Annotated in this window: 22 protein-coding genes; 16 read left to right on the top strand and 6 right to left on the bottom strand. The window is 71.8% G+C overall.

From position 1 onward, the window contains the following. Positions 1–83 precede the first annotated feature (83 nt). From ACWDSL_RS28875 to ACWDSL_RS28835, 9 genes are all read left to right on the top strand, one after another. Entirely contained in the window at positions 84–1,175 is a 1,092-nt protein-coding gene (locus tag ACWDSL_RS28875; protein ID WP_450490273.1) for a nitronate monooxygenase, read from the top strand. Further along, positions 1,172–1,915 (top strand): 16S rRNA (uracil(1498)-N(3))-methyltransferase, encoded by a 744-nt coding sequence (locus tag ACWDSL_RS28870; protein ID WP_450490271.1) that lies wholly within the window; start codon positions 1,172–1,174, stop codon positions 1,913–1,915. Before ACWDSL_RS28875 ends, ACWDSL_RS28870 begins: the two co-directional genes overlap by 4 nt. 99 nt (positions 1,916–2,014) lie before the next feature. Further along, positions 2,015–2,491, top strand: a complete 477-nt coding sequence (locus ACWDSL_RS28865) for a hypothetical protein (RefSeq protein ID WP_450490269.1) — start codon at positions 2,015–2,017, stop codon at positions 2,489–2,491. Positions 2,492–2,646: 155 nt separating this feature from the next. Next, positions 2,647–3,006 carry a histidine triad nucleotide-binding protein gene (locus tag ACWDSL_RS28860; protein WP_450490267.1) on the top strand — a complete coding sequence of 120 codons (360 nt, stop codon included), beginning with the start codon at positions 2,647–2,649 and terminating at the stop codon, positions 3,004–3,006. A 5-nt stretch (positions 3,007–3,011) separates the two neighbouring features. Continuing rightward, complete coding sequence (locus tag ACWDSL_RS28855; RefSeq protein WP_450490265.1) at positions 3,012–3,932, top strand: ribonuclease Z; 921 nt, start codon at positions 3,012–3,014, stop codon at positions 3,930–3,932. Between the two features lie 162 nt (positions 3,933–4,094). After that, positions 4,095–5,219, top strand: a complete 1,125-nt coding sequence (locus ACWDSL_RS28850; RefSeq protein WP_450490263.1) for a carbohydrate kinase family protein — start codon at positions 4,095–4,097, stop codon at positions 5,217–5,219. A 130-nt stretch (positions 5,220–5,349) separates the two neighbouring features. Further along, positions 5,350–6,348, top strand: a complete 999-nt coding sequence (locus ACWDSL_RS28845) for a PhoH family protein (RefSeq protein ID WP_450490261.1) — start codon at positions 5,350–5,352, stop codon at positions 6,346–6,348. A 12-nt stretch (positions 6,349–6,360) separates the two neighbouring features. Next, on the top strand, positions 6,361–6,858 hold the full coding sequence (gene ybeY, locus ACWDSL_RS28840) for an rRNA maturation RNase YbeY (RefSeq protein WP_450490259.1): 498 nt from the start codon (positions 6,361–6,363) through the stop codon (positions 6,856–6,858). Next, positions 6,855–8,168 carry a hemolysin family protein gene (locus ACWDSL_RS28835; RefSeq protein WP_450490257.1) on the top strand — a complete coding sequence of 438 codons (1,314 nt, stop codon included), beginning with the start codon at positions 6,855–6,857 and terminating at the stop codon, positions 8,166–8,168. Before ybeY ends, ACWDSL_RS28835 begins: the two co-directional genes overlap by 4 nt. A 58-nt stretch (positions 8,169–8,226) precedes the next feature. Here the strand turns inward: ACWDSL_RS28835 and ACWDSL_RS28830 are convergent, their stop codons facing one another. The 4 genes from ACWDSL_RS28830 to ACWDSL_RS28815 all read right to left on the bottom strand — a co-directional run bounded on the left by ACWDSL_RS28830 (position 8,227) and on the right by ACWDSL_RS28815 (position 13,420). After that, the gene (locus tag ACWDSL_RS28830) at positions 8,227–11,229 is read right to left on the bottom strand and encodes an AAA family ATPase (RefSeq protein WP_450490255.1); all 3,003 of its coding nucleotides are present in this window, start codon (positions 11,227–11,229) and stop codon (positions 8,227–8,229) included. A 97-nt stretch (positions 11,230–11,326) separates the two neighbouring features. After that, positions 11,327–11,800 (bottom strand): hypothetical protein, encoded by a 474-nt coding sequence (locus ACWDSL_RS28825; RefSeq protein ID WP_450490253.1) that lies wholly within the window; start codon positions 11,798–11,800, stop codon positions 11,327–11,329. Positions 11,801–11,847: 47 nt separating this feature from the next. After that, on the bottom strand, positions 11,848–12,768 hold the full coding sequence (locus tag ACWDSL_RS28820) for a hypothetical protein (protein WP_450490251.1): 921 nt from the start codon (positions 12,766–12,768) through the stop codon (positions 11,848–11,850). Positions 12,769–12,811: 43 nt separating this feature from the next. Beyond that, a complete protein-coding gene (locus ACWDSL_RS28815; protein WP_450490249.1) occupies positions 12,812–13,420 on the bottom strand; it encodes a hypothetical protein in 609 nt (202 codons plus the stop codon). A gap of 282 nt (positions 13,421–13,702) precedes the next feature. Between ACWDSL_RS28815 and ACWDSL_RS28810 the strand changes: the two genes are divergently transcribed. From ACWDSL_RS28810 to era, 4 genes are all read left to right on the top strand, one after another. Next, complete coding sequence (locus ACWDSL_RS28810) at positions 13,703–15,397, top strand: helix-turn-helix domain-containing protein (RefSeq protein WP_450490247.1); 1,695 nt, start codon at positions 13,703–13,705, stop codon at positions 15,395–15,397. 114 nt (positions 15,398–15,511) lie between these two features. Beyond that, on the top strand, positions 15,512–16,471 hold the full coding sequence (locus tag ACWDSL_RS28805; protein WP_450490245.1) for an SDR family NAD(P)-dependent oxidoreductase: 960 nt from the start codon (positions 15,512–15,514) through the stop codon (positions 16,469–16,471). Between the two features lie 46 nt (positions 16,472–16,517). Next, positions 16,518–16,868: a cytidine deaminase gene (locus tag ACWDSL_RS28800; protein WP_450490243.1), complete on the top strand. Its 351-nt coding sequence runs from the start codon at positions 16,518–16,520 to the stop codon at positions 16,866–16,868. A gap of 90 nt (positions 16,869–16,958) precedes the next feature. Continuing rightward, positions 16,959–17,924 (top strand): GTPase Era, encoded by a 966-nt coding sequence (era, locus tag ACWDSL_RS28795; protein WP_450490241.1) that lies wholly within the window; start codon positions 16,959–16,961, stop codon positions 17,922–17,924. Between the two features lie 168 nt (positions 17,925–18,092). On the opposite strand, the gene ACWDSL_RS28790 is transcribed toward era, so the two are convergent. Both ACWDSL_RS28790 and ACWDSL_RS28785 read right to left on the bottom strand, forming a co-directional pair. Then, on the bottom strand, positions 18,093–18,359 hold the full coding sequence (locus tag ACWDSL_RS28790) for a protealysin inhibitor emfourin (RefSeq protein ID WP_450490239.1): 267 nt from the start codon (positions 18,357–18,359) through the stop codon (positions 18,093–18,095). A 117-nt stretch (positions 18,360–18,476) separates the two neighbouring features. Continuing rightward, positions 18,477–19,574 (bottom strand): M4 family metallopeptidase, encoded by a 1,098-nt coding sequence (locus ACWDSL_RS28785; protein WP_450490237.1) that lies wholly within the window; start codon positions 19,572–19,574, stop codon positions 18,477–18,479. Positions 19,575–19,881: 307 nt separating this feature from the next. Here ACWDSL_RS28785 and leuA point away from each other — a divergent pair, with 307 nt between their 5' ends. From leuA to ACWDSL_RS28770, 3 genes are all read left to right on the top strand, one after another. Beyond that, positions 19,882–21,666, top strand: coding sequence for a 2-isopropylmalate synthase (leuA, locus tag ACWDSL_RS28780; RefSeq protein ID WP_450490235.1), 1,785 nt, complete (start codon positions 19,882–19,884; stop codon positions 21,664–21,666). Between the two features lie 217 nt (positions 21,667–21,883). Continuing rightward, positions 21,884–22,651 (top strand): TerB family tellurite resistance protein, encoded by a 768-nt coding sequence (locus tag ACWDSL_RS28775; protein ID WP_450490233.1) that lies wholly within the window; start codon positions 21,884–21,886, stop codon positions 22,649–22,651. Positions 22,652–22,768: 117 nt separating this feature from the next. Next, positions 22,769–24,943: an MMPL family transporter gene (locus ACWDSL_RS28770; RefSeq protein ID WP_450490231.1), complete on the top strand. Its 2,175-nt coding sequence runs from the start codon at positions 22,769–22,771 to the stop codon at positions 24,941–24,943. The last annotated feature ends 215 nt before the right edge of the window (positions 24,944–25,158 follow it).

Genomic DNA, 25,158 nt, shown 5'->3' with positions numbered 1-25,158 from the left:
AGGCGCCTCAGCGGGCCTGAGGCGGCCCTGAGCGGCACCGAGCCGAGTACGGATTCACGCGGAGGACATGACACGATGTCGCCATGTCCTCCGCGTTGACCGATCTCTTTCGGTACCCGATCGTGCAGGCCCCGATGGCGGGTGGGGCCTCCTGCCCGCAGTTGGCCGCCACCGTCTCCGAGGCCGGTGGCCTCGGGTTCCTCGCCGCCGGCTACAAGACGCCGGAGGCGATGTACGAGGAGATCAAGCAACTGCGGGGGCAGACCGCCCGGCCCTTCGGCGTGAACCTGTTCATGCCGCACGCGCTCACCGCCGACCCCGCCGCCGTGGAGGTCTACCGGGAGCAGCTGGCCGGCGAGGCGGCCTGGTACGACACCCCGCTGGGCGACCCCGACGCGGGCTCCGACGACGCGTACGACGCCAAGCTGGCGATACTCCTCGACGACCCGGTCCCGGTCGTCTCGTTCACCTTCGGCTGCCCCGCCCGCGCCGTCCTCGACGCCTTCGCGAAGGTCGGGACGCGGACGGTGGTGACCGTGACCTCGCCCGCCGAGGCGCAGGCCGCCCAGTGGGCGGGCGCAGACGCCGTATGCGTGCAGGGTGTCGAGGCGGGCGGCCACCAGGGCACCCACCGCGACGACCCGCGCGCCGACGGGACGGGCGCCGGGCTCGGCCTGCTGTCGCTGCTCGCGCTGGTCCGGGAGATCGTGCAGATTCCGGTCATCGCGGCGGGCGGGCTGATGCGCGGCTCGCAGATCGCCGGGGTGCTGGCGGCGGGCGCGGTCGCGGCCCAGCTCGGGACCGCGTTCCTGGTCTGCCCCGAGTCGGGGGCCAACGCCCTGCACAAGCGGGCCATGACCGACCCGGTCTTCGGCCGTACGGAGCTGACCCGCGCCTTCTCCGGGCGCCCCGCGCGCGGGCTGGTCAACCGCTTCATGCGCGAGCACGGCCGGTACGCCCCGGCCGCCTACCCCCAGGTGCACCACCTCACCTCGGGGCTGCGGAAGGCGGCGGCGAAGGCCGGCGATCCGCAGGGCATGGCGCTGTGGGCGGGGCAGGGGCACCGGCTGGCCCGGGAGCTGCCCGCCGCGCGGCTGGTGGAGGTGCTGGCGGCCGAACTGGACGCGGCACGTGAGGGTTTGGGCATCGTGTGGGACAGAGGGGCGGTGTCGTGACCGCCCCTGTCTTCCTGGCCGACTCCCTCGCGGGGGCGGCCGTAGGGGCGCGGCTGGCGCTCGAGGGGCCGGAGGGGCGGCATGCCGTGTCCGTGCGTCGGCTGCGCGTGGGCGAGCCGGTGGTGCTGACCGACGGGGCCGGTACGGGCGCCTTCGGCGCCGTTGCGGCCGTCGAGGGCAAGGACCGGATGCTGGTCGAGGTGGCAGAGGTGCGCCATGAGGCGCCGCCGAGCCCGCGGATCACCGTCGTCCAGGCACTGCCGAAGGGGGACCGCGGCGAACTGGCCGTGGAGACCATGACGGAGACCGGCGTGGACGCCATCGTGCCCTGGGCGGCGGCGCGTTGTGTCACCCAGTGGAAGGGCGAACGCGGCCTGAAGGCGCTGGGCAAGTGGCGTGCGACCGCCCGGGAGGCGGGCAAGCAGTCGCGGCGGCTCCTCTTTCCCGAGGTGATGGACGCGATGACGACCCGCCAGGTTGCTCGGCTTCTGGCCGAATCCGACTTCGCGGCCGTGCTGCACGAGGAGGGCGCCGAGCCGCTTGCGACCGCGCCGCTGCCCGCCGAGGGCGGCGTCGTGCTGGTGGTCGGCCCTGAAGGGGGCGTATCTCCCGAGGAGTTGGCGGCCTTTGCCGAGGCGGGGGCGCGTCCGTACCGCCTGGGCCCGACCGTGCTGCGCACCTCCACGGCCGGAACGGCGGCGGCCGCACTGCTGTTGGGCCGTACGGGCCGCTGGGGCTGACGCACGCCGGCCCGGATGGCCGCCGCCCGGCGGATCATGTGGCCGAGGTTGCTCTTCCGGTTCCCCCCGCTCCGGTGGGAACCTTTTCTTATGGGGGCAATGAGGCATCAAAGGAACGCGCTCTTCGCGGTGGTGGCGGCGGCTCTGACGATCGTCGCCGTGGCGGCGTGCGAGCCCAGGGACAACACCGGGCTCAACGCCATCGGGGTGGCGGTCACCACGGACCGGGTCAGCACGCGCGCGCTCGAAAAGGGCGGTATCGACGTGCGGTGGATGACGTGCAACGCGGATGTGAAGGGCAAGCACACGTCCGGCCCGTCGCAGGACGCGAAGGCGTCCGTCCGCTGCCGGGGCAAGACCGATGACGACCGCACCATCAAGGTCAGCGGCACCGTCACCTACGAGCGCAAGAACGTCTGCGTTCGGGGCGATCTGACCGCCAAGGTGGACGGGCACCAGGTCTTCCAGGCCAATGTGATCGGCGACTGCAACGCGCGGAAGACGACGCATCCCCGGCCGTCCGGGCACACCACCCACCCGTGGGACCGGAAGACCACGGCGGGCAGCAACAAGTAGGCGGAACGAGTAGGCGAGACAAGCAGACGGGCCGAGCAGGCGGCACAGGCAGGCGCCAAGGGCGGCAAGGGCGCCATGCGGTTCCGGCGCGCGCCCTCCGGGCGTCCCGGTAGCATCCGGTTCCGTACCAGCCGACGTTGCGTAAGGAGCCACCGGTGGCGGGAGAACCGCAGGCCGACTGCCTGTTCTGCAAAATCGTCTCGAAGGAGGTGCCGGCGACCGTCGTCCGCGAGACCGAGACGACCCTCGCCTTCCGGGACATCAACCCCCAGGCGCCGACCCACGTCCTGGTGATCCCCAAGGTCCACTACCCGGACGCCGCCTCCCTCGCGAACGCGGAGCCGCAGATCGCCGCCGACATACTGCGCGAGGCGGGTGTGGTCGCCGCCGACGAGGAGATCGACGCCACCGGCTTCCGCGTCATCTTCAACACCGGCTCGGGCGCGGGACAGACCGTCTTCCACGCGCACGCCCACATCCTGGGCGGCCGCGGCTTCAACTGGCCCCCCGGGTAATCCCGTTGTCGTCACGCGAACTGGTCGTCCTGGGCACCGCGAGCCAGGTGCCGACCCGGCACCGCAACCACAACGGCTATCTGCTGCGCTGGGACGGCGAGGGCATCCTCTTCGACCCCGGCGAGGGCACCCAGCGCCAGATGGTGCGGGCAGGGGTCGCGGCCCATGACATCAACCGGATCTGTGTCACCCACTTCCACGGGGACCACTCGCTGGGCCTGGCCGGGGTCGTCCAGCGGATCAACCTGGACCGGGTGCCGCACCCGGTGACCGCGCACTACCCGGCGAGCGGACAGCGCTTCTTCGAGCGGCTGCGGTACGCGACCGCGTACCGCGAAACCGTGTCGCTGGCCGAGGCGCCGGTGGCGGGGGAGGGCGGCGTCCTGGTGCGGACCGCCGCGTACACGCTGGAGGCGCGCAGGCTCTCCCACCCGGTCGAGTCCTACGGCTACCGGCTGATCGAGCCCGACGGCCGCCGCATACTGCCCGAGCGGCTTGCGGCGCACGGCATCCGCGGGCCCGAGATCGGCCGGCTGCAGCGGGAGGGGGCGCTGGAGCGGGAGGGGCGCACGGTCACGCTGGAGGAGGTCAGCGAGGTGCGGCGCGGACAGCGCTTCGCCTTCGTCATGGACACCCGGCTTTGCGAGGGCGCCCATGATCTGGCCCAGGGCTGTGACCTGCTGGTGATCGAGTCCACCTTCCTGGACGAGGACGAGCCGCTGGCGGTCGAGTACGGGCATCTCACCGCCGGGCAGGCGGCTCGGCTGGCCGCGGAGGCGGGGGTGCGGCATCTGGTGCTGACCCACTTCTCACAGCGGTACGGCGACCCCACCGACTTCGAGCGCCAGGCGCGGGCGGCGGGCTTCGAGGGGGAGCTCACGGTGGCGCAGGACCTGATGAGCGTGGCGCTGCCCAAGCGGCGCTGAACGCTCCAGGCGGCGCTGATCGTCCGGGGCGTCCGCCGCTGTCAGTGCCATCGGGCAGACTGGCGGCAACCGCATTCATCCATATTCATCCGCATCGCATTCACTGAACGAGATTCATGGAACGGGACCGGCGACGAGGCCGGTCCGATCTGGGAGCGCACGGTGACCACAGACCACGGCCAGCCGCTCGCGGCGGCGTACCCGGCGGAGTACCCCTTGCTCGACCCGCTCGAGGCCGTCCGCAGACCCGGTGACCCGGCCTGTGACGTCTATCTCACCGGCTCGGTCTTCCTGGACATCATTTTCACCGGCCTGGACTCCGCCCCCGTGCGCGGCACCGAGTCCTGGGCCCGCGGTATGGGCTCCAGCCCCGGCGGGGTGGCCAATATGGCCACCGCCCTGGCCCGCCTGGGTCTGCGCACCTCTCTCGCCGCCGCCTTCGGCGACGACATGTACGGGGACTACTGCCGCGACGCTCTGGACCGCGGCGAGGGCATCGACCTGTCGCTGTCCCGTACGGTGCGCGGCTGGCACTCCCCGGTGACCGTGTCCATGGCCTACGAGGGCGAGCGGACGATGGTCTCCCACGGCCACGAGGCGCCGCCGCCCGAGGAGCCCGCCCCCAGCTGCCCGCCCCCGGCCCGCGCCGCCATCGCCTCCCTGGTCCCGGGGAGCCGCGAGGAGTGGGTCACCCAGGCCGTCGGCCACGGCAGCATGGTCTTCGCGGACGTCGGCTGGGACGACACCGGCCGCTGGGACCCGGCCGATCTCGCGGATCTCGAGCACTGCGAGGCGTTCCTGCCCAACGCGGCCGAGGCGATGCGGTACACCCGCACCGAATGCCCGCGCGCCGCCGCCCGCGCGCTCGCCGACAAGGTGCCGCTCGCGGTGGTCACCCTCGGCGCCGAGGGGGCGTACGCGGTGGACGGGCGCACCGGCGAGACCGCCGAGGTGCCCGCGATCGCCGTGGAGGCCCTGGACCCGACCGGCGCGGGTGATGTGTTCGTCGCGGGCTTTGTCACCGGCACCCTCGCCCAGTGGCCGCTCGCCGACCGGCTGGCCTTCGCGGGCCTGAGCGCCGCGCTGTCGGTGCAGGAGTTCGGCGGCTCGCTGTCGGCGCCCGGCTGGGTGGAGATCGCTGCCTGGTGGCAGCACGCCAAGTCGTACGACGACCAGAACCCCTCCGCGCTGCGCCGCTACGCCTTCCTGGACCGTATCCTCCCGGCCGCCGCCCGCCCCTGGCCGCTGCGCCGGGCCGTGCCCACGATCGGCTTCCGGCAGGCGTGACGGAGAGGCATGAGGGAGTGGAGTAAAAGCACTCGGGTCTTGTCAGTGCTCCGTCGTACCCTTGTACTCGAGGTTGTCGAGCAACGAGAACCCCGCAAGAGGAGGTAGGAGCAGGCCTCAGAGCCGGCCCATGACGCAACCAACCACAGCACGCCAGGCGCATGCGCAGTTCACGGTCCCGACCAAGCACCCGATGGTCATGGTGCTGGGATCGGGCGATTCGCTGCTGCGCGTCATCGAAAAGGCCTTCCCGGCGACCGACATCCATGTGCGGGGCAATGAGGTCAGCGCGACCGGGGACCCCGCGGAAGTCGCTCTCGTCCAGCGCCTGTTCGACGAGATGATGCTGGTGCTCCGCACCGGTCAACCGATGACAGAGGACGCGGTGGAGCGCTCGATTTCCATGCTGCGCGCCGCGGAGAACGGCGAGAGCGGGGTGGAGACCCCGGCCGAGGTGCTCACGCAGAACATCCTCTCCAACCGCGGGCGCACCATCCGCCCCAAGACCCTCAACCAGAAGCGCTACGTCGACGCCATCGACAAGCACACCGTCGTCTTCGGCATCGGCCCGGCCGGTACCGGCAAGACCTATCTGGCCATGGCCAAGGCGGTCCAGGCCCTGCAGTCCAAGCAGGTCACCCGGATCATCCTGACCCGGCCGGCGGTCGAGGCGGGCGAGCGGCTCGGCTTCCTGCCCGGCACGCTCTACGAGAAGATCGACCCGTATCTGCGCCCGCTGTACGACGCGCTGCACGACATGCTCGACCCCGACTCCATCCCGCGCCTGATGGCCGCGGGCACGATCGAGGTCGCACCGCTGGCGTATATGCGCGGCCGCACGCTCAACGACGCGTTCATCATCCTCGACGAGGCCCAGAACACGAACCCCGAGCAGATGAAGATGTTCCTCACCCGGCTCGGCTTCGACTCCAAGATCGTGGTCACGGGTGATGTCACCCAGGTCGACCTCCCGGGCGGGAAGAGCGGTCTGCGCCAGGTGCAGGAGATCCTGGAGGGCGTCGAGGATGTGCACTTCTCCCGGCTCACCAGCAAGGACGTGGTCCGCCACAAGCTGGTCGGCCGCATTGTGGACGCGTACGAGCTGTACGACAGCCGGAACGGAAAGTAAAACAACACTCTCATGGCGATCGACGTCAACAACGAATCCGGCACAGAGATCGACGAGCGGGCGGTGCTGGATGTCGCCCGCTACGCGTTGGCCCGGATGCGTATCCACCCGCTCTCCGAGCTCTCGGTGATCGTCGTCGACGCCGACGCCATGGAGCAGCTTCATATTCAGTGGATGGACCTGCCGGGGCCCACCGACGTCATGTCCTTCCCGATGGACGAGCTGCGTCCGCCCGTGAAGGACGACGAGGAGCCCCCGCAGGGCCTCCTCGGGGATATCGTGCTCTGCCCCGAGGTGGCCAAGAAGCAGGGGGAGGAGGCGCCGACCGGACACTCCATGGACGAGGAACTTCAGCTCCTGACCGTCCACGGCGTCCTCCACCTCCTGGGCTACGACCACGAGGAGCCGGACGAGCGGGCCGAGATGTTCGGCCTGCAGGCCGCCATCGTCGACGGCTGGCGCGCCGAGCGCGGCATGACCGGCCCCTCCCCGGCCCCCACGACCCGATGAACGGCCCGCTGATCACAGCCGCCGTCCTGCTGGTGGTGGTCGCCTGGCTGGCGGCCTGCGCCGAGGCCGGCCTGGCCCGCACCACCCGCTTCCGCGCCGAGGAGGCCGTACGGGCCGGGCGGCGCGGCAGCGCCAAGCTGATGCAGGTCGCCGAGGACCCGACCCGCTATCTGAACGTCGCGCTGCTGGTGCGGGTCGCCTGCGAGATGGCGGCCGGCGCGGTCGTCACGTACGCGTGTCTGCGCGAGTTCGACGAGACGTGGAAGGCGCTGACCATCGCGATCGGCGTGATGGTCCTCGTCTCGTATGTGGCCGTCGGCGTCTCGCCGCGCACCATCGGCGCCCAGCACCCGCTGAACACGGCGACCGCCGCCGCGTATGTCCTGCTGCCCCTGGCCCGCGTCATGGGCCCCATCCCGCCGCTGCTGATCCTCATCGGCAACGCGCTGACCCCCGGCAAGGGCTTCCGCAAGGGCCCCTTCGCCTCCGAGGCCGAGCTGCGCGCCCTGGTGGACCTCGCGGAGAAGGAGTCGCTGATCGAGGACGAGGAGCGGCGCATGGTGCACTCCGTCTTCGAGCTGGGCGACACGCTGGTGCGCGAGGTGATGGTGCCGCGCACCGACCTCGTCGCCATCGAGCGCTTCAAGACCATCCGGCAGGCCCTGACCCTCGCGCTGCGCTCCGGCTTCTCCCGGATCCCGGTCACCGGGGAGAACGAGGACGACATCGTCGGCATCGTCTACCTCAAGGACCTGGCCCGTAAGACGCATATCAACCGCGATGCCGAGTCCGAGCTGGTCTCCACCGCCATGCGGCCCGCCGCCTTCGTGCCCGACACCAAGAACGCGGGCGATCTGCTGCGCGAGATGCAGCAGGAGCGCAACCACGTCGCGGTCGTCGTCGACGAATACGGCGGCACGGCCGGGATCGTCACCATCGAGGACATCCTCGAGGAGATCGTCGGCGAGATCACCGACGAGTACGACCGCGAGCTGCCGCCGATCCAGGACCTGGGCGACGGCACCCACCGGGTCACCGCCCGGCTCGGCCTGGACGACCTCGGCGAGCTGTACGGGACGGACCTGGACGACGAGGACGTCGAGACGGTCGGCGGGCTGCTGGCCAAGTCGCTGGGGCGGGTGCCGATCGCGGGCGCCACGGCGGAGGTCGAGGTCGAGGACGGCGGCCCGGACTCCGATCTCAAGTCCCTCCGGCTGACCGCCGAGTCCACGGCCGGCCGCCGGAACCGCATCGTCACGGTCCTGGTCGAGCCGGTCCGCGCGACGGCCGAGACCGAGCCCGGGGACTGAGAAGACCGGCCCGGAGACTGAAGGGACCGAGGGCCCGTACGGATCGGGGAGGCGCGGCCTACGGCGGGAGCGCGCTCCCGTCCAGTGTCAGGGTGCGCAGCTCGCCGCGCGCCGTGATGCCCAGCTTCGGGAAGATCTTGTACAGGTGGTAGCCGACGGTGCGCGGGCTCACCCCCAGCCGTGCGCCGATCTCGCGGTTGGTGAGCCCGCCCGCCGCCAGCCGCGCCACCTGCAGCTCCTGCCCGGTGAGCCGGGAGGCCGCGTCCTCGCCGCCGCGCCGCGCCGAACCGCCGGCCGCCCGCAGCTCGCCGAGCGCACGGTCCCGCCACACGGGTGCGCCGAGCCCCTCGAACAGATCGGCGGCGAGCCGCAGATGCGCCCGCGCCTCGCCCGGCCTCCGTGCCCGCCGCAGCCACTCGCCGTGCAGCAGCGCGGAGCGGGCACGGGTGAAGGGGTGGTCGTGCAGGCCGTCCGCGCCGGGCCCGGTGCCTGTCTCGGTGTCCGTGCCGGTGTCCGTGCCGTGGGCCTCTCGGAACGCGTCCTCCGCGCCCTCTGCGCCCTCAGCGCCCTCCGCGTCGGCCAGCAGCGCACGACAGCGGTGCCACTGCGCGCGGGCCCACGGCAGACCGCTGCCGACCGCCCACCCCGCGAACCCTTCCGCCACCGCGCGGGCGGCGGCCCAGTCGCCCGCCGCCCGCTGCGCCTCGACCAGATCGGCGGCGGACCGGCGGGCGATCCGCCCGTGCGCGTACGGTGAGCCGGGCGTGTGCACCGCCGTCAGCCGCTCGCGCGCTTCGCCGTGGTCGCCGCGGGCCAGAGCGAGCAGCGCTGCCGCCCAGGTGGCCTCGGCGGCGGCCGAGCGGTTGCCGAGGGGGAGGGCGATTGCCAGCGCCTTCCCGGCGTACGCACGGCACGCGGCGTCGTCGCCGCGCAGCGCGGCCAGGCGGGCGAGTACCGCCAGGGCATCGGCGGCCCGCACCTGCTGGTCCATGTCCCGGGTCAGCCGCAGCGCCTCCTCGGCGTGCTCCTCGGCGGGCCGCGCCAGGCCCAGCTCGCACTCCAGCCCGGCGAGCCAGATCATCGGCAGGGCGAGCAGCGCGAGCGTGCCGGAGGAGCGGATGGTCTCGCATGCGGCCAGGGCGAAGTCCCGGGCGCGGCGCGGTGCGGGACCGTCGCGGGTGATCACCAGCGGCCACAGCCAGCGGTGCACACCGCTCGTCCCGAGTTCCTCGGGCGCCTCCCGCAGAATCCGCCACGGGTCGGCGCCGGAGGAGGCGGTGTCCCCGTCGAAGGCGGCTGCGAGCAGCCGTCCGTAGCGCCGGTAGCGGGAGTCGAGGTCAAGGCCGGCGATGCGCAGGGCGGCCTCGCGCATACGGTCGTGCCGGTCGGCGTGGTCGGCCGCGTCGCACGCCATGAACAGCAGCGCGGCCGCCGCCTCAGGGGAGTGCGGGGCGAGCGCGTCGGCGCTGTGGGTCAGCTCCCGGAGCGCGGCGTCCTGATGCCCGCCGGAGTGCTCCATGAGCCCGCGCAGCCGGGCGAGCGCGATCTGGGCGCCCCGGTCCGAGGCGTGCGCCTCCGGGGGCACCGCCGCCGGACCGGAGCCGTCGTGGGCGCGGTCGGCGACAGGCCGCCCCTGCCTCGTGGCGGTGGCCCGGGCGGCGAGCCGGCGGGCCGTGTCCTGGTGGCCGGACTTCCAGGCGGCGTGGGCGGCCGCCGCCAGGCGTCGGGCGCGGGCGCCGCCGGTCGTGCTGAGGTCGGCGGCGCGGCTGAGTACGGACGCGACGGCGGAGAGCCCGCCACGGTCGGCGATCTCGTCCGCGCCGCGTTCCAGGGCGGCCGCGATGTCCTCGTCGGGGCCGGTGGCGGTGAGGGCGCGGTGCCAGGCGGCGGCGGTGGCCAGGCCGGAGGCGGCCAGTTCGGCCGCGAGGGCCAGGTGGGTGGCGCGGCGCTCCAGGAACGGGGCGTCGGTGTGGACCGCGGAGCGGACCAGGGGGTGGCGGAAGCGGATGTCGGGGCCCGACACCTGGACCAGACCGGCGCGTTCGACCGAGGTGAGCGCGGCGGCGGTGACGCCCAGCCGTGCGGCCGCGGCCAGCACGATGTCGGTGCGGCCCCGGTCCTCGGCCGCCGCGACGAGCAGCAGGGTGCGTTGGGCGGAGGGCAGCGTACGCACCCGGACCGCGAACGCCTCGCGCAGCCGCGCGGTCAGCGGCAGTGAGCCGAGGGGCAGCGGGCCGAGAGGGACTGGGCTGACGGGGACCGGGCTGACGGGGACCGGGTCGGGAGAGGCCGAGCCGAGGGGCGGCGGGCCGAGGCCGCCTGGAGGCGTCGGCCTGGGCCCGTCGGCCGTCGTTACGGCCGTCGTCGCGGTCCCCGTCAGTTCGAGCAGCGCCAGCGGGTTGCCACCCGTGTCGGCCACCAGCGCGGCGAGTTCCGGGCCGCTCATGCCCCGCCCGCGCCCGGCCAGCAGGGCCGCGGCGTCCTGTGGGCCGAGTCCGCCCAGCCGCAGGCCGGGCAGGTCGTCGGCGCGGACGGACCCGCCGCCGCCCATGTCGTCGCGCACCGCGAGCAGGGCCGAGGCCCGCAGCCCGCCCAGCCGCCGGGCCACGAAGAGGACCGTCGTGAGGGTCGCCGGATCCAGCCACTGCAGATCGTCCACGGCCAGCAGCAGGGGCGAGCGCTCGGCGGCCCGCTCGAGCAGTGCCAGCGCGGCCGTGCACACCATCAGGTCCCTCGCCGTACCGTCGGCCAGCCCCAACGCGGTGTGCAGGGCGGCCCGTTGGGCACCCGGCAGGTCCTCGGCCTGGGGCAGCACCGGAGACAGCAGCTGCTGGAGCCCGCCGAAACCGAGCGCGACCTCCGACTCCAGACCGGTGCAGCGCAGCACCACGGCCGCCGGGTGTTCCCGCGCCGCGAACGAGACGGCATCGCCCAGGAGCGCCGTCTTGCCGATCCCGGCCTCCCCGCGCACCAGCAGGGCGCGGCCCCGCCCGGCCACCGCGTCGGCGACGACGCCGCGGACGGCGGCCTGCTCGCCGTCCCGTCCGCACAGAGGTTCCATGCGCCGAGCGTATCGCCGGGCGTATCGCCGGGCGCATCGGTGACCAGCCGGCGCACCCGGGACACCCGCCTGGCGGGCTCGGCGCGCGCCGGCCCGGTCAGGTCATGAACTTGTCACACTTGTTCTCCGGTACCCACCGGTGGGAGCTGATGGCGTTGTTCACGCCGCGCACGGCTCCGTTGGACACGGTGAAGTAGTTGTCGGAGAGGTCCGAGGCGTACTTCTCGGACTTCTTGAGGCAACTGTGGCCGCCGGTCCAGTCCTGCCCGGTGTCGTTGAAGAACTGGACGGCGTAACCGGACGTACCCTTGTGCAGGACCGAAGTCGCCTCGTTGGTGTCTCCGTCTTCGAAGGGGCCGGAGCTGTTGCCCCAGTCCGAGTCCCAGCTCTCGGTCCAGCCGAGGACATCGCCGTAACAGTTGGTGCCGCCATAGGCGACGACGAGGCCCGACCTCGTGTTGTTCCACTTTTCGTCACAGTGTGCGGAGGCCGCTTGTGCGCCGGACGCGGGGACTGTCGCCCCGAGGCCCGCGAGGGCGAGCGTCGCGAGTGTGGCGGTGATTCTGCGCATGGTGCATCACTCCTTGTTTCATGAGGTGTTGTGGGGACATCCCGCAGCTACGAGGCTGAGGCGATGTGCTCGGCCCGGGCCAGTGCGGCGAGCCCCATCCGCTGGTGGACGGCGATGTCGTCGCGGTAGCGCTTGAGCTTCTTGTCCCGGTACTCGTTCTCGAGCGTGCGTAGCGTGTTGCCCAGTGATGTCTCGGTGGCGCAAGTGGCTTCGACGACTGCCAGCTCCACCTCGGTGGTGTGCGCCTTCGCGGGGCTCAGCCCCTTGGTGAGGGCAGGCAGTTCCTGGCGGAGCTCGGAAGGGTCGGCATAGTCGTGCCCTTCCTTGCGCATACACCTCGACCACGTCTCGACCGCGCCCAGGAAGCGCTTGTCCTTGACGAGATCCGGCACGTACAGGGACGTGAGGTTCGTTGCGGTCTTCTCGACGCGGAACCAGGCCGGGAAATCGCCGTAGAGCCGGCCCTTGGCGTCGGCGCGACAGCCGCTGCGAGGCGTCTCGATGGTGCCGCCTCCGGGCAGCTCGGCCGACAGCACGTCGCTCGACGGCCTGCCGTCGAGAGCCTTGGAGTAACGGATGCGCTCTGCCTTGGGAAGCGCGTTCTCGTACGCGATGTTCCGGTCGTTCAGCCGAGCTTCCTCGGCTTCCTGCTGGAGCCGCGTGCCGTAGCCGTACTTCTCCGCCCAGCCGACATCGTCCAGCACATAGCTGTAGCTCTGGCGCTCCGGGACACTCGGCACCCGCCCCACCCAGTACGTGAAGCCTTCCCGCTCCATGCACTTTTTGACGAGAATTTCCTCGGCGCGCTCCACCCGGACCTGCTCGGCATCGGTCAGCTCGCGGCCCGGGGTCCGGGCTCCTGTCTTCCGGGGCTGTGAGGGTTCGCCGGTGGCGACCGCGGTGCAGCCGGTCATGGCGACCGCGACGATCAGTGTGCCGAGGCAGACAGGAACGGACAATCGCTTCATACCGGTGGTACCCCCCGTTGGATGCGGCACATCCCGTCCAGGCTCAGCTGTCGGTCCACCAGTAGCGCGTCCAGTTGTCGCCGACGACGTTCTTGTTGCTCTTGTTGCCGATGTCGGCGCACCAGGTCTTGTCGCCCGTCTTGGCGCAGGCCCGCATGTAGCGGTTCTTCACATCGCCGCTGCTGTGGATGAAAATCTTGCTGGTGAGGACGTGCCCAATGGTGTTGCCCTTGGTCACGGACCCGCAGACCTTCCAGGTCTTGCCCTTGTCATGGCTGATGTCGACCCAGACCTTGTCGCCCTTCTTGGCGTGCGTCAGCCTGCCCGCCGAGCGGTCGTACAGCTTCCCGGTGGCCAGCTGGAGCTTCCGGCCGTGCTTGTCGGTGTAGCCGTCGTTCTGCGTGTTCGAGCCGCTTCCCTTGCGCGTGACTATCTCGCCGGGACCGAAAGAGCTGTAGGAGTTGTATGTGCATGACGACGACGCGGCGGCCATGTACGTCGGGTCACCGGCCCCCGCGGCCTTGGCCTCATGCTGAGCGGCCTTCGGCTTGCTGTCCTTCGCGTCGTCCGTCTCGGTCGGCGACGAGCAGGCGGACAGCACCATGACGGACGCCACCGTGCCCGCGGTGAGCATGGGCAGGCAAAGCTTCATTCTCGATCCCCCGATGTGTGAGGCGGGCGCACCCCGTGATTCACCCGATGCGGCAATGACAGCAGGTGAGTTCGGCAGGGTGTGGGCCGCTGTGATGCCGATGTGTCGTGTCGGCGAGATCAACTGTGCTGTTCCGCCCCGGCCGAGGGCCAGCCATCTCGTGTTTCAAGTCGGCGTGGGACGTACGCTGCCCTGCTGACCTGGTGTGTTGCAGATGGAATGGGACGCGTATGTGGAATGCTGGGACGGGATTCTGAGGCAGACGCCACGGGGGTGGAGGGCTTGGACGGGCCAGAGGGCGCCCAGGAGTTAGCCGGCGTCCTGGCGGGGCTGAAGGAGCGTAGTGGCCTCAGCTACCAGGAGTTGGGGCGGCGAGTTTTCACGAGCAGTTCCACCCTTCACCGGTACTGCAACGGGAAGGGGACGCCAGGGGACTACGACCTCATCGTCCGTATCGCCAAGGAGTGCGGAGCCGACGCGGACGAGCTGAACAAGCTGCTGCGATGCTGGAGGGCCGCGACGGGGCAGGGGCAAGATCCCGGTCCGGTGTCCGCCGCGGTGGATCGCGGCCCGTCTCCCGTCGTCGGCACCGCCTTCGCCGGAGCGCCCGTCAGCGCCGCTGCCGCTGGTCCGACAAGGAGACGGCCCGCCTTCGGCATGCGGTTCGTCCTCGCCGCCGTCATGGCACTCGTCGTTCTCTGCACCGCCGTCGCAAGCGCCCCGTACGAGGCCGCGACGGCGTCCGTGCCCGCGTCCGTGCCGGCGGCCGTGCCCGCGCCGACCGGGGCGACGAGCTGGGCGCAGACACCGGAGCCCGTCGATCCGGAGCTGTTCGGCGTGACGATGAACAGCTCCAGCGGGGCCATGCCGTCCTTCCGGACCGGCGCGCTGAGGCTGTGGGACAGCGAGACCCGCTGGGCCCAAGTGGAACCGGCGCGCGGAGAGTACGACTGGTCCACGCTCGACCGGCTCCTCGACGGCGCCGAACGGGAGGGCCTGCCCTCGTTGTTCGTCTTCGGCGGTACGCCCGCCTGGGCTGCCCCGGACGCCCGGAAGGCCCCGTATCCGGACGGTTCCCGAGCGGCGCCGCCGGACGATCTCGACGACTGGGACGCATACGTGCGCGCTCTCGTACGGCATGCGGGTGCCCGTATCGATGCCTACGAACTGTGGGTCATGGCGAACCATGAGCACCACTACAACGGAAGCGTCACGACACTCGTCGAGATGACCCGGCGGGCGAGCCGCATCATCCGGGAAGCCGACAGGAACGCGACCGTGGTGTGCCCCTCGATCACCGAGCTGTGGTCGGCCGAGGCACACGAGTACCTGCTGAGGTTCGCCGAGTTGGGCGGCTACCAGTACTGCGACGCAGCGGGGATCAAGCTGTACCAGCGTCGGATCACCGACCCGCCGGAGACCATGCTCGAGGCGGTGCGGAAGGTCGATCGGACGTTCCAGCTGGCGGGGTACCACCTGCCGCTGTGGAACACCGGCACCACACAGACCCTGCCGCTGAACGATCCACTGGAGGAAGCGACAGCAGCCGACCACGCGGTCCGCTTCTATCTGACGGGCCTGTACGCCCGGAACTGGAACCTGGCGCGCATGTACTTCTACGCCTGGGGCAACGGCAAGATACCCCTTGTCCTCCAGGCCGAGGGTCAACCGCCCACCAGGGCCGGGCTGTTCGTCGCCCGCCTCCAGCAGTGGTTGGCCGGCGCGGACCTCCGCTCCTGCGGCCACGGCGTCCAGATCGCCCTGCCCGAGAACGTCTGGCAGTGCGAATTCCTCATCCCTGACGGACGAGGCACCCGCCGTACGGCCCGCATCCGCTGGACCCACGCAGGCACGGCCGACACCCGCGTCGGTGCCGACGCCCGCACCGTCGAGTACCTGGACAGCACCACGCGCGAGGTCGACCACCGGGACACGGTGCGCGTCACGGAACAACCGGTGCTGATCCGGTACGGCTGAGTGGGCTGGGCGCATCGGTGACCAGTCGATATGACAGATGCCCGCGCCCCGCTCCCCGGCGGAAGCTCGAACCCGACAGAAGCACACCACTCATGAGGGTCGAGGAGCCGGATCGTGTCCGAGAAATCCTTCAACCGTTTCGACCGCCGCAGAGTCATCTCGGGAGCGCTGGCCGGCGCCGCCGGGCTCGCCGCGGCCACCGCCGGGGCGCAGGGGGCACAGGCCGCGCCGGGCGCGCGGCGCAGCGGTGCCAGGGCCGGGGGCGAGGGGCGCTTCGCCGGGAAGGTGGTGGTCATCACGGGTGCGACGTCGGGCATCGGCCGGGCGACGGCCAAGGCGTTCGCCGCCGAGGGCGCCAAGGTGGGGTTCTGCGGGCGCCGGGAGCACCTCGGCGCCGAGGTCGAGCGGGAGATCCGGAAGGCCGGCGGCGAGGCCGTCTACATCCGGGCCGACGTCCGTGAAGCGGACCAGGTCAAGGCCTTCGTGGACACGGTGGCGAGCCGTTACGGCGGTCTGGACGTCGCGTTCAACAACGCGGGCATCGAGTTCTCCAAGCCGCTGCACGAGACGAGCGTCGCCGATTGGGACAACATCATCGGCACCAACGAGCGCGGGGTCTTCCTGGCGATCAAGCACGAGATCCCGCACCTGCTGGAGCGGGGCGGCGGCGTGATCGTGTGCACCGCGTCCGCCGGGGCGGAGCGGGCCCGTCCGGGCCACGCCGGCTATACGGCGAGCAAGCGCGGTGTGGAGGGCATCGTGCGGTCCGCCGCGCTCGACTACGGCCCGGGCATCCGTGTCAACGCGATCCTGCCCGGCACGACCGACACCCCGCTGGTGCGGCCCGCGGGGGTGTCCGACGCCGACTGGGCGGCGTACAAGAAGGCGTGGGGGCCGCTGAACGTGCCCGGTCTGCAGCGGATGGCCACCGCCGAGGAGATCGCGGACTCCGTACTGGCGCTCGCGTCCGACCAGTTCGTCTTCATGACGGGGGCTTCGGTGCCGGTGGACGGCGGCGCCCTCGCCGGTGCGAAGATGATCTGGCCGGAGGGCTTCCCGCAGCCGCCGCAATAATGCCGCAGTAATAGCGGCGGCGACCGTCGCGCCTATGCTCATCCGCATGAGCGAAGCCGCACCTCTGGACCCCGAAGACCGCAAGATCATCACCCTTGCCCGCTCCGCACGAGCCCGCAACGGCGTGCCCGAGGGCGCCGCCGTACGCGACGAGACGGGCCGTACGTATGTCGCCGGCACCGTCGCCCTCCCCTCGCTCCCGCTGAGCGCGCTGCGGACCGCCGTCGCCATGGCCGTCGCCAGCGGCGCCAAGTCCCTGGAGGCCGCGGCCGTCGTGACCGGGGCCGAGGACCTTCCGGAGGAGGACCGCGCGGCCGTACGGGACCTGGGCGGGGCGGGCACCCCGGTGCTGGTTGCGGGCCCCGACGGCGGGCTGCGCACCACGCTCCAGGCCTGAGCGGCCCGTAGGTACAGGTCAGACCGTCAGGCCGACGGCTATCGCGCGGTTCGAACCGTGCGGTCGGCGAGGGCCGGGGCATCGGGGACAATGGGCGCCATGAGTGCCGCTACGTCCCCCTCCCAGCCCGAGCCGCGGGCGACCCCGCACCGCGCGGGCTTCGCCTGCTTCGTCGGCCGCCCCAACGCGGGCAAGTCGACCCTGACCAACGCACTGGTGGGGACGAAGGTCGCGATCACCTCCAACCGCCCGCAGACCACCCGCCACACCGTCCGCGGCATCGTGCACCGCCCCGACGCCCAGCTGGTGCTGGTCGACACCCCGGGCCTGCACAAGCCGCGCACCCTGCTCGGCGAGCGGCTGAACGACGTCGTACGGGCCACCTGGGCCGAGGTCGACGTCATCGGCTTCTGTCTGCCCGCCGACCAGAAGCTCGGCCCCGGCGACCGCTTCATCGCGGGCGAACTGGCCGGGATCAAGAAGACCCCCAAGGTCGCCATCGTCACCAAGACCGACCTGGTCGACTCCCAGCAGCTCGCCGAGCAGCTGATCGCCGTCGACCGGCTCGGCAAGGAGCTGGGCTTCGAGTGGGCCGAGATCGTCCCCGTCTCCGCCACCGGAGGCAACCAGGTGGGCCTGCTCGCGGACCTGCTCGTGCCGCTGCTCCCGGAGAGCCCGGCGCTCTACCCGGAGGGCGACCTCACCGATGAGCCCGAGCAGGTCATGGTCGCCGAGCTGATCCGCGAGGCGGCCCTGGAGGGCGTCCGGGACGAGCTGCCGCACTCCATCGCCGTGGTGGTCGAGGAGATGCTGCCCCGCGAGGACCGCCCCGCCGACCGGCCGCTCCTCGACATCCACGCCAACCTCTACATCGAGCGCCCCAGCCAGAAGGGCATCATCATCGGCCCCAAGGGCAAGCGCCTGAAGGAGGTCGGGACGAAGTCCCGCAAACACATCGAGGCGCTGCTGGGCACGCCGGTTTTCCTGGACCTGCATGTGAAGGTGGCGAAGGACTGGCAGCGGGATCCGAAGCAGCTGCGGAAGCTGGGGTTCTAGCGGCAGTGGTCACCGCCGGTCGGAGGCCGGCGCAGCCGTCCGAAGCCCGGGAGGCCCCCTGGGGCCGAGCGGTGCGAGGGCGGCAGACAAGAGGGGCCCCGAAGCAGTTGCGGAAGCTGGGGTTCTAGCGGCACCGGTCACCGCCGGTCGGAGGCCGGCGCAGCCGCCCTACGCGCCCTCCTTGAGCACCGTACGCACCAGCTCCCGCTGGGCGTCGCTCAGCTGCGGGTCGGCGGCGTGGACGGTGCGCCCGTCCACCGTGATCTCGTAGTGGAAGCCGTCCGGGACGCCGCGCGTGGGCGTGATGTGTCCCGTCTCGACGGCCTGGTGGGCCAGGGCCTGCAGATGTTTGGCGTCGGGCCGGCCGGAGGTGTCCAGCTCGGCCCGGCGCTCGATACCGGCGAACCCGCCGGTGCGGGTGACGGAAATGCGCATGGATCCATTACTACCCGGTACGGGCCGCGGCCCGCCGCAGACGCGGAGATCCACCGAAGATCCGTCCGTACGGCCCCCGACAGGGCCTCCGACACGACCCCCGACGCACCCGAGGGGCTAGCGCGCCCCCGCCCGCGCCCGCAGGTCGGAGATGCCCACCTTGGCCCAGGCGTCCAGCACCGCCCGCTGCTCCTCGCCCTCCCCGTAGAGCGACTGCGCGGTCGCCACCGTCGCCTGCGCGAAGGCGGCGAAGTCCGCGTCGACGGCCAGCTCCCCGCCGGTCAGGGTGGCGTACCAGATCTTCCCGGCCCGCTCCCAGGCGTGGCCGCCGAGGGTCTTGGCGACGAGGTAGAAGGCGTGGTTGGGGATGCCGGAGTTGATGTGCACCCCGCCGTTGTCCTGCGAGGTGCGCACATAGTGCTCCATCGTCGCCGGCTGCGGGTCCTTGCCGAGGACGTCGTCGTCGTACGCCGTGCCGGGGGCCTTCATGGAGCGCAGCGCGACGCCGGTGACCCGGTCGGCCAGCAGCCCGGCGCCGATCAGCCAGTCGGCCTCGTCGGCCGTCTGGCCGAGCTGGAACTGCTTGGTGAGCGAGCCGAAGACATCCGACAGGGACTCGTTGAGCGCGCCGGACTGGCCGAAGTACTCCAGGTTGGCCGTGTACTGGGTGACGCCGTGGGCGAGCTCGTGGGCGGTCACGTCGACCGGGATGGTGAAGTCGTTGAAGATCTCGCCGTCGCCGTCGCCGAAGACCATCTGCTCGCCGTTCCAGAAGGCGTTCCCGTACTCCTGGCCGTAGTGGACGGTCGCGTTCAGCGGCAGCCCGGAGTCGTCGATGGAGTGCCTGCCGTACGCCTTGAGGAACATCTCGAAGGTCGAGCCGAGGCCGTCGTACGCGCGGTTCACCGTCGCGTCGCCGGTGGCCTGGCCGCCCTCGGCGCGCGCCTTCTTCCCCGGCAGGGTCTCCCTGTGCCCGGCGTCGAAGATGGTGCGCTTGGGCTTGTCGGAGGGGGCGCCGGTGGGGGCGGCGAGGCCGCGGACGGTGGTGATGCGGCGGCGGGTGCGCTCCAGGGCGTCGCGCTCCAGGGTGCGGCGGGCGGGCTCGGCCAGCGCGGGGTCCTGGGCGCGGGCCAGTTTGTCGAGGACGTGTGGCGGCACGATGGTGCAGAAAACAGGGGTGCGGGAAACAGCGTGGTTGTTCGCGTTGGCGTCCATGCGAGGCAATGTGGCAGTCTGTGCATCGCTTGTCACGCCTTGACGTCACGATTCCTGAAAACGAGTGGTTGATGACCAATCGTGCCAAGTGAGAGTGGCGAATACGTCATCCCGCATAGTGATACGGGTCGGCCGGTCCCCGGGGTCTCGGTTACGCTTCTACGCATCATGCGTTTCGGGCTGCTTCTTCTTAGCTGCCGCGGCGAGGGCCTGTAGTCGTAGGCCGACCCCCTCCCCGCGGAGTTCGGTGTTGCGGTGCTTTCGCCCCGTCGGCCGCCCAGCGGACATACGAGGAGCCCCACGCATCATGAGCACGTCTGATCATTCCGCGAGCGCCCAGAGCCCTGTCGGCCGTCGTACGCCGATCACCGCCGCGACCGTGACCCAGCGCCCGTCCGGGATGCCGATCCACAAGTACGGCCACTACGAGGCCGTGGACATCCCCGACCGCACCTGGCCGAACAAGCGCATCACCGCCGCCCCCCGCTGGCTGTCCACGGATCTGCGCGACGGCAACCAGGCCCTGATCGACCCGATGTCCCCGGCCCGTAAGCGCGAGATGTTCGACCTGCTGGTACGCATGGGCTACAAGGAGATCGAGGTCGGCTTCCCCTCGTCCGGGCAGACCGACTTCGATTTCGTACGATCGATCATCGAAGAGGGCGCGATCCCCGAGGATGTGACGATCTCCGTCCTCACCCAGGCCCGCGAGGAGCTGATCGAGCGCACCGTGGAGTCCCTGCGCGGGGCCCACAAGGCGACCGTCCACCTGTACAACGCCACCGCGCCCGTCTTCCGCCGGGTGGTCTTCCGGGGCTCGCGCGAGCAGGTCAAGCAGATCGCCGTGGACGGCACCCGGCTGGTGGTGGAGTACGCCGACAAGATCCTGGGCGACGAGACGGTCTTCGGCTACCAGTACAGCCCCGAGATCTTCACCGACACCGAGCTGGACTTCGCGCTGGAGGTCTGCGAGGGCGTCATGGACATCTGGCAGCCCGAGGACGGCCGCGAGATCATCCTCAACCTGCCCGCCACCGTCGAGCGCTCCACCCCCTCCACGCACGCGGACCGCTTCGAGTGGATGTCGCGCCATCTGTCCCGGCGCGAGCACGTCTGCCTGTCCGTCCACCCGCACAACGACCGCGGCACCGCCGTCGCCGCCGCCGAGCTGGCGATCATGGCGGGTGCGGACCGTATCGAGGGCTGTCTGTTCGGGCAGGGCGAGCGCACCGGCAACGTCGACCTGGTGACGCTGGGTATGAACCTCTTCTCCCAGGGCATCGACCCGCAGATCGACTTCTCGCAGATCGACGAGATCCGTCGCACCGCCGAGTACTGCAACCAGATGGAGATCCACCCGCGCCACCCGTACGCGGGCGATCTGGTCTACACCTCCTTCTCCGGCTCCCACCAGGACGCCATCAAGAAGGGGTTCGAGGCGATGGAGACGAGCGCCGCCGAGCAGGGCAGGACGGTCGACGAGATCGAGTGGGCGGTCCCGTACCTGCCGATCGACCCCAAGGACGTCGGCCGTTCGTACGAGGCGGTCATCCGCGTCAACTCGCAGTCCGGCAAGGGCGGCATCGCCTATGTCCTGAAGAACGGCCACAAGCTGGACCTGCCGCGCCGGATGCAGATCGAGTTCTCGAAGATTATTCAGGCCAAGACCGACGCCGAGGGCGGCGAGGTCACCCCGGCCCAGATCTGGTCCGTCTTCCAGGACGAGTACCTGCCCACCGACGACAACCAGTGGGGCCGGATCTCGCTGCGCACCGCGCAGACCTCGACGACGAGCGAGGGTACGGACGCGCTCACCGTCGAGGCGGTCGTGGACGGCGCCGAGACCGTGCTGACCGGCTCGGGCAACGGCCCGCTGGCCGCGTTCTTCGACGCCCTGGCCGCCATTGACGTGGACGTTCGGCTGCTGGACTACTCCGAGCACACCCTCAGCGAGGGCGCGGGCGCACAGGCCGCCGCGTATATCGAGTGCGCGATCGACGGCAAGGTGCTGTGGGGCGTCGGCGTCGACGCCAACATCGTGCGGGCCTCCCTGAAGGCCGTCGTCTCGGCCGTCAACCGCGTCGGCCGCTGACCCGCCGGCCCCTTCCACGAGGGCCGCGTCAACCGCGTAAGGCACCACGAAACGCCTTCACCCGCATGGGCCCCGCCCGCCGTGTACCCGGATGTCACGGCGGGCTGGGTTCCGTCTTTGGCCTGTTGTCTCCGTTCGGGGTACTGACGCCGCATCATGGATGTGGCTAGCATCACGTCAGCGCGGCAACGTGGCCGAAGCGTTATGGAGGTGTGACGTGGCGCACGCGCAAGCCCGACGCGGCCGGGATCTGTGTGTGATAGGCGTTCGCACTCTGTGGCGGACCGTGGGCGACGGCGAGTTCTTCTGCCCCGACTGCGGAGGCGACCGGAACTATCGCCGACGCACCGGCCGCCGCCGTATCGTCGTCCTCGGCCTGCCGGTGCTGCCGCGCGGGCCGGTCGCGCCGGTCGTCGAATGCGCCGCCTGCGGCGGCCGCTTCGGCACCGAGGCGCTGGACCACCCCACCACCACCCGCTTCTCCGCGATGCTGCGCGACGCCGTGCACACCGTGGCCCTCGCGGTGCTCGCCGCGGGCGGCACCGACTCGCCCGCGGTGCGGCAGGCCGCGGTCGGCGCGGTGCGGGCCGCCGGGTTCACCGAATGCGGCGAGGAGCAGCTGCTGGAGATCGTCGAGGCGCTGGCCGCCGACACCGGGCGGCTGCCCGGCGCCGCCGCGTACGACGCCGCGACGGCCGCGGCCGCGGGCACCGCCGGACAGGGCGGGCGGGACACCGGGCGGGACGGCCTCGATCCGTGCGGCACCGCGCTGGCCATCGAGCTCCACGAGGCCCTGGAGCCGCTGGCACCGCACCTGGCGCCGACGGGGCGGGAGTCGATCCTGCTGCAGGGCGCCCGGATCGCGGTGGCCGACGGGCCGTACCGGCCGGCGGAGCGCGCCGTGCTGGAGACCGTGGGCCGGGCGCTGATGATCTGCCCCGACGACACGGCCCGGCTGATGGCCGCGATCCGCGCGCCGTTCTGAGCGGGGGCGGAGTACTCCCCCGGGAGTAATCCGGCGCGCCGCGCACCCGGCGCAGTAGCCGCCATCTCCCTCGCCGGCGCGACGATTCGCCCGCCCGGCGCCGGGAGCCTGGAGGGCATGCAGACCACACAGCCGACGCATACGACCGCGCCACGAAAACCGGAGGGACCGGAAGAGGAGGGACCGGAGGAGCCGGGCCGTGCCACCGGGCGCCGCCGCGCACTGCCGTGGACGGTCATCGCCGTATGGGCCCTGGTGCTCCTGGCCGCCGTGCCCTTCGCGGGCAAGCTGGGCGACGTCAAGCGCGATACGGCGGTCGACTATCTGCCCGCGAGCGCCGACTCCACCCAGGTCGCCAAGCTCCAGGCGGCGCTGCCCGGCGGCGACACCACCGACCTCGTCCTCGTCTACCGGCGGGACGGCGGGCTGACCGCCGCCGACCGCGAGGCGGCCGCCGCGCAGGTCGCCCGGGTCACAGGCCGCCACACGACCGTCCAGGGCAGGGCACCGCGGGCCATCCCGTCCCGGGACGGCAGCACCGTGATGTACCCGGTGGCGCTCACCGCGCTGACGGACGAGAAGGAGCGCGCCGACGCCGTCAAGGACGTACGCGCCGAACTGGCCGACCACCCCAAGGGGCTGAGCGTCCAGGTGGGCGGCCAGGGCGCGCTGCGCGCCGACTCGCAGGAAGTCTTCGCGTCCACGGACGGCACCTTGATGTTCGCCACCGTCGGCGTCGTCGCCGTGCTGCTGATCCTCACCTACCGCAGCCCGCTGCTGTGGCTGGTGCCGCTGGTGGTCGTCGGCGCGGCCGCGGCGGCCTCGATGGCCGTCGTCTACGGCCTGGTCCAGGGCTTCGACCTCGTCGTCACCAGCATGAGTTCGTCGATCATGACCGTCCTCGTCTTCGGCGCGGGCACCGACTACGCGCTGCTGCTGGTCTCCCGCTACCGCGAGGAGCTGCGCCGCCACCGGCTCCCGTACGACGCGATGCGCGCCGCCGTACGCGGCTGCGGCCCCGCCGTCCTCGCCTCCTGCGGCACCGTCGCGGCCGGGCTGCTGTGTCTGCTCGCCGCCGATCTCAACAGCAGCAGCGGCCTCGGGCCCGTCGGCGCGGTCGGCGTGGTGTGCGCGCTCGCCGCCATGCTGACGCTGCTGCCCGCGGTGCTGGTGCTGCTCGGCCGCCGGGTGTTCTGGCCGCTGATCCCCGCGTACGGCAGCGAACCCCGCGCCCGGCGCGGCCTGTTCGCCGCCATGGGGAGTTCGGCGGGGCGCCGGCCCGGCACCGTGCTGGTCGCCGGAGGCGCGCTGCTGGGCGCCCTCGCGCTCGGCATCCTCAACCTGCCCGGCGACCTCAAGCAGGCCGACACCTTCACCGAACGGCCCGAGTCCGTCGCCGCCATGCAGACCCTCACCGACGCCTACCCCGGGAGCAGCAGCCAGCCGATCAGCGTCCTCGCGCGCAGCGAGCGCGCCGGTGACGTGCTCGACCGCGCGGGCGGTACGGAGGGCGTCGAACGGGCCGAGCGCGGCCGCAGCGGCGGCGGATGGACCGAGATCGACGTCTACGCCAAGGCGCCCCCGCAGTCCGCGGGGGAGCGGGACACCATCCACGCCCTGCGCGACGGACTCCACCGCATCCAGGGCGCCGACGCCCACGTCGGCGGGGCCAGCGCCCAGGAACTCGACCTGGAGGACACCAACTCCCGCGACCGGGCGGTCGTCGTCCCGCTCGTCCTCCTCGCCGTCCTGCTGATCCTCGCCGCCCTGCTGCGCAGCCTGGTCGCGCCGCTCGTCCTGGTCGTCGCCGTGGTCGCCGTCTGGGGCGCGGCGATGGGCCTCGGCGGTCTGTTCTTCGAGCCGGTCTTCGGCTTCGCGGGCATCGACCCCGGACTGCCGCTGCTGTCCTTCGTCTTCCTGGTCGCCCTCGGCGTCGATTACGGCATCTTCCTGATGCACCGCATGCGGGAGGAGTCCCTGCGCGGCGCGGACGTGTCGGAGGCCGCGGTCACCGCCCTGCGCACCACGGGCGGCGTGATCGCCTCGGCGGGCCTGGTGCTCGCGGCGACCTTCGCGGTGCTGGGGTCGCTGCCGCTGGTGATGCTGGCCGAGATGGGGTTCGTCGTCGCGGTCGGGGTGCTGCTGGACACCTTCCTGGTCCGGACGTATCTGGTGACCTCGGCGAGCCTGCTGCTGGGGCGCTGGGTGTGGTGGCCCGGAGCGCTCTCCCGCCGCCCGGCCGCCCCCGGGGCCGTTGCCCCGAGGCGGGCAGTGCCCGCAGCCCGGAGATGAAGGGATGAGCGGCGCCGCGCGGCGGAGCCGCATGTCGATACAGTCCCCTGGCCCGAGCCGGTTTGCCCGGCTCGGGCCGGGACTCGCCCGGGACGACCCGTCAGGATGGACCCGTGCCCCCACTGACCCGCACCGAGCCCGAGCGGCGGACGGAGCCCGCCACGCCGCCGGGCCCGGGACGCCGACCGCCGGCCGCGCGCTTGCCGCGCGCCCTC

It is taken from the genome of Streptomyces sp. NPDC000941, from assembly GCF_053599555.1.
The sequence above is the reverse complement of the archived record's forward strand: the minus strand, read 5'-3'. Positions and strand labels throughout refer to the sequence as shown.

What these genes read in the sequence shown, in the direction of transcription:
- ACWDSL_RS28770 (WP_450490231.1), top strand. Translation starts at nt 22,769, where the DNA reads ATGCAGACCACACAGCCGACGCATACGACCGCGCCACGAAAACCGGAG.
- ACWDSL_RS28845 (WP_450490261.1), top strand. Translation starts at nt 5,350, where the DNA reads ATGACGCAACCAACCACAGCACGCCAGGCGCATGCGCAGTTCACGGTC.
- ACWDSL_RS28865 (WP_450490269.1), top strand. Translation starts at nt 2,015, where the DNA reads ATGAGGCATCAAAGGAACGCGCTCTTCGCGGTGGTGGCGGCGGCTCTG.
- ybeY (WP_450490259.1), top strand. Translation starts at nt 6,361, where the DNA reads ATGGCGATCGACGTCAACAACGAATCCGGCACAGAGATCGACGAGCGG.
- ACWDSL_RS28790 (WP_450490239.1), bottom strand. Translation starts at nt 18,359, where the DNA reads ATGCGCATTTCCGTCACCCGCACCGGCGGGTTCGCCGGTATCGAGCGC.
- ACWDSL_RS28825 (WP_450490253.1), bottom strand. Translation starts at nt 11,800, where the DNA reads ATGCGCAGAATCACCGCCACACTCGCGACGCTCGCCCTCGCGGGCCTC.
- ACWDSL_RS28785 (WP_450490237.1), bottom strand. Translation starts at nt 19,574, where the DNA reads ATGGACGCCAACGCGAACAACCACGCTGTTTCCCGCACCCCTGTTTTC.
- ACWDSL_RS28800 (WP_450490243.1), top strand. Translation starts at nt 16,518, where the DNA reads ATGAGCGAAGCCGCACCTCTGGACCCCGAAGACCGCAAGATCATCACC.
- ACWDSL_RS28820 (WP_450490251.1), bottom strand. Translation starts at nt 12,768, where the DNA reads ATGAAGCGATTGTCCGTTCCTGTCTGCCTCGGCACACTGATCGTCGCG.
- era (WP_450490241.1), top strand. Translation starts at nt 16,959, where the DNA reads ATGGGCGCCATGAGTGCCGCTACGTCCCCCTCCCAGCCCGAGCCGCGG.
- ACWDSL_RS28830 (WP_450490255.1), bottom strand. Translation starts at nt 11,229, where the DNA reads ATGGAACCTCTGTGCGGACGGGACGGCGAGCAGGCCGCCGTCCGCGGC.
- ACWDSL_RS28835 (WP_450490257.1), top strand. Translation starts at nt 6,855, where the DNA reads ATGAACGGCCCGCTGATCACAGCCGCCGTCCTGCTGGTGGTGGTCGCC.
- ACWDSL_RS28815 (WP_450490249.1), bottom strand. Translation starts at nt 13,420, where the DNA reads ATGAAGCTTTGCCTGCCCATGCTCACCGCGGGCACGGTGGCGTCCGTC.
- leuA (WP_450490235.1), top strand. Translation starts at nt 19,882, where the DNA reads ATGAGCACGTCTGATCATTCCGCGAGCGCCCAGAGCCCTGTCGGCCGT.
- ACWDSL_RS28875 (WP_450490273.1), top strand. Translation starts at nt 84, where the DNA reads ATGTCCTCCGCGTTGACCGATCTCTTTCGGTACCCGATCGTGCAGGCC.